Origin of the sequence: uncultured Sphingorhabdus sp. (genome assembly GCF_937872355.1) — a bacterium.
GTDB lineage: Bacteria > Pseudomonadota > Alphaproteobacteria > Sphingomonadales > Sphingomonadaceae > Sphingorhabdus_B.
In genome coordinates this window covers 1-7,813 of sequence record NZ_CALMSV010000275.1, presented here as the reverse complement: position 1 = coordinate 7,813, position 7,813 = coordinate 1, and the positions used below count along the sequence as shown (strand labels likewise).

General features: G+C 55.8%; 6 protein-coding genes. All 6 read left to right on the top strand.

All coding sequences use genetic code 11. The annotated features are described in order from the left end of the window. Positions 1–455: HAMP domain-containing sensor histidine kinase (locus Q0239_RS17515; RefSeq protein ID WP_298605254.1), on the top strand; the 455-nt coding region annotated here is incomplete at its 5' end. After that, positions 452–874 (top strand): tRNA (adenosine(37)-N6)-threonylcarbamoyltransferase complex ATPase subunit type 1 TsaE, encoded by a 423-nt coding sequence (tsaE, locus tag Q0239_RS17510; RefSeq protein ID WP_298605252.1) that lies wholly within the window; start codon positions 452–454, stop codon positions 872–874. The genes Q0239_RS17515 and tsaE, both read left to right, overlap by 4 nt. After that, positions 871–1,857 carry a phosphotransferase gene (locus Q0239_RS17505; RefSeq protein WP_298605250.1) on the top strand — a complete coding sequence of 329 codons (987 nt, stop codon included), beginning with the start codon at positions 871–873 and terminating at the stop codon, positions 1,855–1,857. Before tsaE ends, Q0239_RS17505 begins: the two co-directional genes overlap by 4 nt. Positions 1,858–1,859: 2 nt before the next feature. Continuing rightward, positions 1,860–2,582, top strand: coding sequence for a nucleotidyltransferase family protein (locus Q0239_RS17500; RefSeq protein ID WP_298605249.1), 723 nt, complete (start codon positions 1,860–1,862; stop codon positions 2,580–2,582). Beyond that, entirely contained in the window at positions 2,575–5,568 is a 2,994-nt protein-coding gene (gene addB / locus Q0239_RS17495) for a double-strand break repair protein AddB (protein WP_298605247.1), read from the top strand. Before Q0239_RS17500 ends, addB begins: the two co-directional genes overlap by 8 nt. Further along, a partial coding sequence (locus Q0239_RS17490) for a UvrD-helicase domain-containing protein (RefSeq protein WP_298605245.1) occupies positions 5,558–7,813 on the top strand: 2,256 nt, incomplete at its 3' end. The genes addB and Q0239_RS17490, both read left to right, overlap by 11 nt.

Below are 7,813 nucleotides of genomic sequence, written 5' to 3'. Positions count from 1 at the left end.
TCGCTCAGCTTGTAAATGCCGTTGAAGCCTCTGCGGGCGAGGCTGCTGCCAAGGCCAAGGCCGTGCTGGTGCTTGATGTGAAACCTAACGCAGGAACGATCCAGGGCGATGTGGTTCGGTTAAAGCAGGCGATGGATGCCATTGTTGACAACGCCTTGACGCATGGAGGCGAAGGCCTGCGTGTGTTGATCCACGCATCGGGGGATCGTAACGGCGCTACGCTGGTCGTATCAGACAATGGGCCGGGGATGGACGCGCAGGCTCAGGCCATGGCGCTCGATCCGGTTTTGCGCAGCCAGAAAGCGGCGCTAGGGCAGGAAATAAACGGTGGTCTTGGACTACCCTTGGCACGCAAACTGATCGAACTTCATGGTGGCCAATTTGAACTGGAGTCGCAACCTGGGGCAGGGACCACGGTTGCTTTGCGCTTGCCCAGAACGGTTTCTGTTGAATGATTATTCGTGACGAACAGGCCATGCGGCGTTTCGGCGGCAAACTGGCGCAGCAGCTAAGGGCAGGTGACCTTGTAACATTAACAGGCCCACTGGGTGCTGGCAAAACCGTGTTGGCAAAGTCTATCATTGCCAGTCTGGGTTTTCACGGCGATGTTTCCAGCCCCACTTTTGCAATTATCCACGAATATGATGAACCTGGAATGCGCCTGCCAGTTGTTCATGCCGACCTCTATCGGCTAAATGATCCACAAGAACTGGAAGAGTTGGGGTTGTTTGACCATCATGATGGAGTCGTGCTGGTGGAATGGCCCAGCAAAGGTGGTTCGGCATTGCGGAGCCCCGATTTGGCGATTGAAATTTTGCCAAATCCGGACGGTTCACGTGTAATTGAAATAGAAGAAAAGAGGAAGCGAAGTTGAGTGAAGTTCGGTTGCCCGCAGGGCTTGATGAGTTCCTGAATGCAGTCGGATGGTCGTCTGCCAAGGTCGAACCGCTGGCGGGCGACGCTTCATTTCGTCGCTATTTTCGCGTTCGTAAAAGTGACGGTCAGACAGCAATGCTGATGGATGCTCCACCTCCGCATGAAGATCCCAAGCCTTTCCTGCATGTAGCCAAATATCTTCTCGGTCACGGATTTCGGGCACCTGCCATTTATGGCGAGGATCTGACACGCGGAATGATACTGATTGAAGATTTCGGCGACGAGCGGATGCGTGAATATCTTGATGCGCATCCTGAAGACGAGGCTGCTACTTACAGGCAGGCGATCGACACGTTGGTTGAACTGGAAAAGGCGCCCGTTGCTGACGTCGCACCCTACGATGCTGCTGCCTATTTGCGCGAAACTGCATTGTTGGCTGAATGGTACATGCCTGCAATGGGACTTACCGTCGACAAAACAGAGTTTGACGCTTTGTGGGGTCGGGCATTGGCCCCGTTATTTGCGGAAAAGTGGCAACAGGTAACTGTATTGCGCGACTATCATGCGGAAAACATCATGCTCCTGTCCGATCATGCACAAGGCCTGATCGATTTTCAGGACGCGCTGGCCGGCCATCCTGCCTATGATCTGGTATCGTTGTTGCAAGACGCCCGGCGGGATGTATCGCCCGAACTTGAAGCCGCCATGTTGGACTATTATCGTGACCACGCAAACCCCGATGCGGATTTCGATCTGCATTATGCGCTTCTAGGCGCGCAGCGGAACACCAAGATCATCGGCATTTTTACGCGGCTGTGGAAACGTGACGGTAAAGAACGGTATCTCGGTTTTCTGCCGCGCATGTGGGCGTTGCTTGAACGTGACCTGGCGCATCCGGGACTGACCGAACTTCGCGATTGGTTTGATCAGAACATCCCGCAACAGATCCGGGCAAAGTCCCCTCTCGATCTGGTGGCTTGAACATGGCGAAGGTCGACACAGCGATGATTATGGCCGCTGGGCTAGGAACGCGCATGCGACCGCTGACCGAAAACAAGCCAAAGCCGCTTGTCGAAGTGGCGGGGAGAAACTTGCTCGACCATGTGCTGGATAAAGCCCGCTTGGCGGAAATCCGGAATATCGTTGTCAATGTACACTATCTGCCCGAACAGATCGAAACCCATCTTGCAGAGCATGCCCAGGACTTGAGGGTCGCCATTTCGGATGAGCGCGATTTGCTAATGGAAACCGGTGGCGGGTTGGTGAAGGCGGAGCATCTGATTGCTGCCGAACCTTTTTACTGTCTCAACAGCGATGCGATTTGGACCGATGAAGGCGAAATTGATGCCCTATCCCGTCTTGCGAAAGCATGGGATGGAGACCGGATGGATGGTCTTTTGCTCATCGTCCCGCGCGAGCGGGCTTTCCAGCACAGCGGGAAGGGCGACTTTTTCCTTGATGATGAAGATCGGCTGATCCGGCGCGGCTATCATGACAGTGCTCCGTGGATTTACACCGGCAATCAGTTGATCAGCCACCGCTTGCTGCGCGAAGCGCCGGAAGGTCCGTTTTCAACCAACTATTTCTGGGACCGCGCGATTGCGGAAGGACGGCTATATGGTTTGGTACATCAAGGCGACTGGTTCGACATAGGCTCCCCGCAAGCTATCGCACCCACCGAAGCTGCGCTGGCGGTTCATGGCTGAAGCGGTTCGCGCCAAGGTGCTGACGGTTCCTGTTGGAACTGACCTTTCGGGCGCGCTTTCGGATTGGCTGGTCGAGCGGTATCGCGAAGACCGGCTTGGCCTTGCCGATGTAACCCTCTTCTTGCCCAATAATCGCGCTGTTTCAGCGCTGACTGCCGCATTTGTCCGATCGGCCGAGAAGGGACTGGTGCTGCCGCATATGGTTGCCATTGGCGATCTGGCGCTTGACGAAAAACTGGGGCCGATGCTCGATCCGCTTTCGCATGATGGTGAGGCCCCTTTGCCTTCGGTTGCGGACATACAAAGGCTGATGCATCTGGTCGGGCTTGTCCGGCAGAGCCGCAAAGAGGCGAGCGCTGCAGAGGCACTTCACCTTGCCAAACAGCTTGTTCAGACATTGAACGAATTGGAGGTAGAGGAAAAGTCGATCCGCGACATCGATCTGGATCATGACAGCGCAGATCTGGCGGGCCACTGGTCAAAGGCCTATGACAGCCTGAAGCTTCTGTGTCGTGACAGTGCAGAATGGCTCGATGATCAGGCATTGATAGCACCGGCGGCGCGGCGGAATGCCTTGTTGTATCGATTGTCCGAACGGCTGAAATCGCATCCGCCGTCCACGCCGGTGGTCGCAGCAGGCATTACGACCGCAGCGCCTGCAATCGCAAAACTTTTGTCTCGAATCGCAAAGTTTTCGCAAGGATTGGTCCTCCTTCCGCACGTCGATTTAACGATGGCCGATGCTGACTGGGATGCGCTAGGCAGTTTCGAACCGCCTTCCGATAAGACGGACAGTTCCAAAACGCTCCGCCATCAGGAAACACACCCACAATATCATCTGAAATTGCTGCTGCACCGAATGGGGGTGCGGCGAGATGAAGTGAAGCTATTTGCGGATAGATCTGCATCCACCCCGCGCGGAGCGCATCTGACGCAAGCTGTGCAGGATATTTTCTGCATCGCTGACAAAACCGTCGAATGGCAGGAGCTTTCAATCAAGCGGCGTACGCTCGATCATGTGCATTTGGTCGAAGCGGAGGATGGCGCGGAAGAGGCGCGTACCATTGCGGTCATGATCCGGCAGGCAATCGAAACGCCTGGCAAGCGCATCGCACTGGTGACTCCGGATCGTGAAATCGCCACGCGGGTGGCTGCGCAACTGCGGCGCTGGAATATCGAGGCAGATGACAGCGCTGGTGAACCGCTAGCGGAGCAACCGGTAGGTGTGCTGTTTCTGACGCTGTCGCACATGCTTGCCAGCGATTTTGCGCCTGTACCACTGCTTTCGGTTTTGAAGCATCCGTTGGTGCACGGTGGTGAGGGACGACTGGAATGGCTGGAACAGGTGCGTGCGCTCGACTTGGTTTTGCGCGGACCGCAAATGCTAACTGGCGCTGGTGCCATTGCACGGACAATTGCAGAAAAAATCGCCGACAAGCGCGCTGATCCGAAGCTGCTCCTTTGGTGGAACGGCTTGGAAAAGCAGTTGTTGCCGCATGTTGAGAGCAGTCGGCGCAATCTTTCAGGGCACCTTGCCGCCGCAGTCGCTCTGGCAGATGAGCTGACCGGCGGCTCCGTCTGGAAAGGTGCTGTCGGGCGCAGTCTGTCCGAATTTGTCGAGCAGCTTTCTGCACAAAAGCTGGATGTGCTTTCCGATAGCGATGTCGGAGCTTATCCCGACATTTTGAAAGCAATATTGTCCGAAATCAGCATCCGTCCCGCATTTGGACGACACCCGCGTGTTGCGATTTATGGCTTGCTAGAGGCGCGCTTGCAGTCTGCAGACTTGGTTATTTGTGCAGGTCTAAACGAAGGCAGCTGGCCGCAACTGCCGCAACCCGATCCCTGGCTTGCACCGCATCTTCGACGGAGGCTGGGAATGCCCGGGCTCGATCGCAATATCGGCCTTTCTGCGCATGATCTCGCCAGTGCATTGGGAGCACCGGAAGTAGTGCTGACACGCGCCCGGCGCGACCGATCGGGCCCGACTATTGCGTCACGTTTCTTGCTTCGATTGCAGGCATTGATGGGGGATCGGTTGCAGGTGGAAACCAATGCCCTGATGTTGGCAAGGCAACTGGATCAGGCGGATAGGCAGCCCGAAAATTATCCGCGCCCCGCTCCGATGCCATCGCCTGAGCAGCGCAAGGTGGCGATCTCGATTACACAGATGGATATGCTCAAGGCAGATCCCTACGCCTTTTACGCCCGCAACATATTGAAACTTGATGCACTGAAGCCAGTCGATGCCGATCCCGATCCGGCGTGGAAAGGCACTTTGGTCCACAAGATCATCGAAGATTGGACCAAGACCGGCGAACGCGAACCAGATGGTTTGGTTAGCTATGCCGAGAATGTGCTGTCGGATAAATCGGTCACGCCTGCCTTGCGCCTGTTGTGGCAGCCGCGGATCACGGCCGGGTTGCGATGGGTGGCTTCAGAAATCGAGGCGCATGCGAAGACGGGGCGAGAAATTGCTGCATTCGAAGTCAGGGCTGAGGGTGAAATCTCCGGCATTCGCATCCATGGCCGTATCGATCGCATTGACCGGCAGGCAGACGGAAAGCTTGTGGTTATCGACTACAAAACGGGCAGCCCGCCTGCCAAAGGCAAGGTCAATGCAGGCTATGCATTGCAGCTCGGACTGGCAGGCCTGTTGGTTGAAACCGGCGGTGTCAAGGAAGTTGCCGGCGAGGTTGGGGGCTATGAATATTGGTCGCTGGCTAAAAGCAAAAGCGGCGATTTTGGCTATTGTGAGGCGCCTTTTTCCAAAAAGCCGAAGGATGGTGAACCCGATGCGGAAACTTTTGTTAGCTTTGCCGACGGCAAGGCGAGCGAAGCCATAGCCGGGCATATTCTGGGCGATGTGCCTTTCACCGCCAAGCTCAAACCCGACTATGCTGTATATCAAGACTATGACCAGTTGATGCGCCTTGATGAATGGATTGGGCGTGCAAGCTGGAATGAGGCAACAGATGTCGACTGATGCCGGCGATCAAAAGGTTCATAACCTTACAGAAGCTCAGCAGGCCGCAGTGGTTCCTGATGCCAATATCTGGCTGAGCGCGTCGGCAGGTTCGGGAAAGACGCAGGTGCTTTCGGCCAGGGTGATCCGGCTGTTGCTGGCAGGCGCGCAGCCCGAAGAAATACTATGCCTTACCTTCACAAAGGCAGCAGCCGCCGAAATGGCAGAGCGCATCAACCGCAAGCTGGCGGGCTGGGTGCAGATGAAGGATGGACTGCTAGCCGCCGAACTACGCGCCATCGGTGCCGATTTTGCGAAGGACAAACTACCTCAGGCTCGCAAATTATTCGCGGAAATCCTCGATGCGCCTGGCGGCGGTTTGCAGATGATGACCATCCATGCCTTTTGCCAATCGCTATTGGCGAGCTTCCCGGAAGAGGCTGGCATCATTCCCGGTTTTGAACCCCTGGACGATCGTACCAAGACCGAGCTGCAACGCGAAGTACTCGCCCAGATTGTGCGCGACGCGGAATCCACGGGCGATATGCATATCGCTCAAAGTCTGCATCGCCTTGGGCTTGAGCACGGCGAGGACAATGCCTGGGGCTTCCTGCAACGATGCGCTGGAGCGATTGAGACCATACGGCAATTGCCGGAAGGCACAGGCATGCTGCGATTTGTGCGGGGCGAGCTCAAGCTTGCCCATGACGAGCCGACAGAAGAAATCCTCGACTATCTTGTGTCTGACGAGCGGATCGACACTACGAGCATCAAGACACTAGTCGATCTGAATCTCGAATGGGGCACCAAGACCGGCGGTGACCGGGCTGAGAAGCTTAGGCATTGGTTGAACTTGGATTTGCGCCAAAGGGTCGATCAAATCGAGCAGTTACACAAATGCTGGACGATGCAAAAGACCGGTGAACCTCATGAAGCGGGATCGAACCAGATACCGCGAGCAGAATCTTATGTGCGCATCGCAACCGAACTTCACTTCTGGACTGATGGTATAATCCGGGCAAAAGCACTGCTTGTGTATGCTGATAAACTCACTGACGCCCTGCTAGCCGGAAAAGCATTCGCCTTGCGCTATGAAAAGCTCAAACATACGCGTGGGCTGGTCGATTTTGACGATCTGATTTCCAAGGCAGCCGACTTGCTCACAACCAGCGGCATGACCGATTGGGTGCGCTATAAGCTTGACCGGCGGATCGACCACATCTTGGTGGACGAGGCGCAGGATACCAACCGGAAACAGTGGGCGATTATCGACGCGCTGACAGACGATTTCTTCGCGGGGCTCGGTGCAAAAGGTGAAAAGCCGCGTACCATATTTGCAGTTGGGGACTTCAAGCAGGCAATTTACGGATTCCAGGGCACCGATCCTGCGCGCTATCGCGAAGCCGGCGAGCGGTATGCGGAGAGGCTGGCCGAACAGAACGGCAGGCTGCATGAATTGACGCTATCGCAGTCCTTCCGCTCGACAAAGCCGATCCTGAAACTGGTCAATGCGCTTATCAAAACGCTCGGCCATGAACGTTTTGGCTTGATCGAAACGATCGAGGATCATGTCAGCGAAAAGCCGGATATCGGATCGGTCGAGTTGCTGGAGCCGGTTACCGCCGCCTCGGTAGCAGAAAATGGCGAAGGCGAAGCGGATGAGGAAAAATGGCTCGGCCCTGAAAAGCGTGAACTCGCGGCGCAACTTGCTCTAAAAATCAAAGCACTGGTTGATGAGAGCCCGGTGCTTGCGAGTACCAATAAACCTCTAAAGCCCGGTGACATCATGGTGCTGTTTCGCAAGCGTACCGAGTTGTCATCGCTACTGGTCGCGCGATTGCATGCATTAGGGGTGCCGGTTGCGGGAATCGACCGCATGCGCATTGACGAGCAATTGGCGGTGCAGGACTTGGTGTCTGCTATCCGTTTTGCACTGCAGCCACAGGATGATCTCAGTCTGGCCTGCCTTCTGGTCTCACCCCTGATCGGGTGGACGCAGGAGCAATTGCTGGAATTCGGTTATCGGCCAGAGAAAATGTCGTTGTGGCAGCATATCCGGCGAAATGAATCCTTGTCGGCTGACCTGCGCCCTTTGCACGACATGCTCGCAAGTGCGGATTTCACCACGCCTTACCAGTTTCTGGAACAGATCCTTTCAGGGCAGACACAAGGGCGGAAGAAGCTGGCCGCGCGTTTGGGCCAAGAGGTGTTGGTGCCGATTGAGGAGTTTCTGAACCTCGCGATCGAATTTGAACACAGCAAGGGC

Excerpts from the sequence above, each read along its gene's own strand:
- tsaE (WP_298605252.1), top strand. The coding sequence starts at position 452 with ATGATTATTCGTGACGAACAGGCCATGCGGCGTTTCGGCGGCAAACTG.
- Q0239_RS17500 (WP_298605249.1), top strand. The coding sequence starts at position 1,860 with ATGGCGAAGGTCGACACAGCGATGATTATGGCCGCTGGGCTAGGAACG.
- addB (WP_298605247.1), top strand. The coding sequence starts at position 2,575 with ATGGCTGAAGCGGTTCGCGCCAAGGTGCTGACGGTTCCTGTTGGAACT.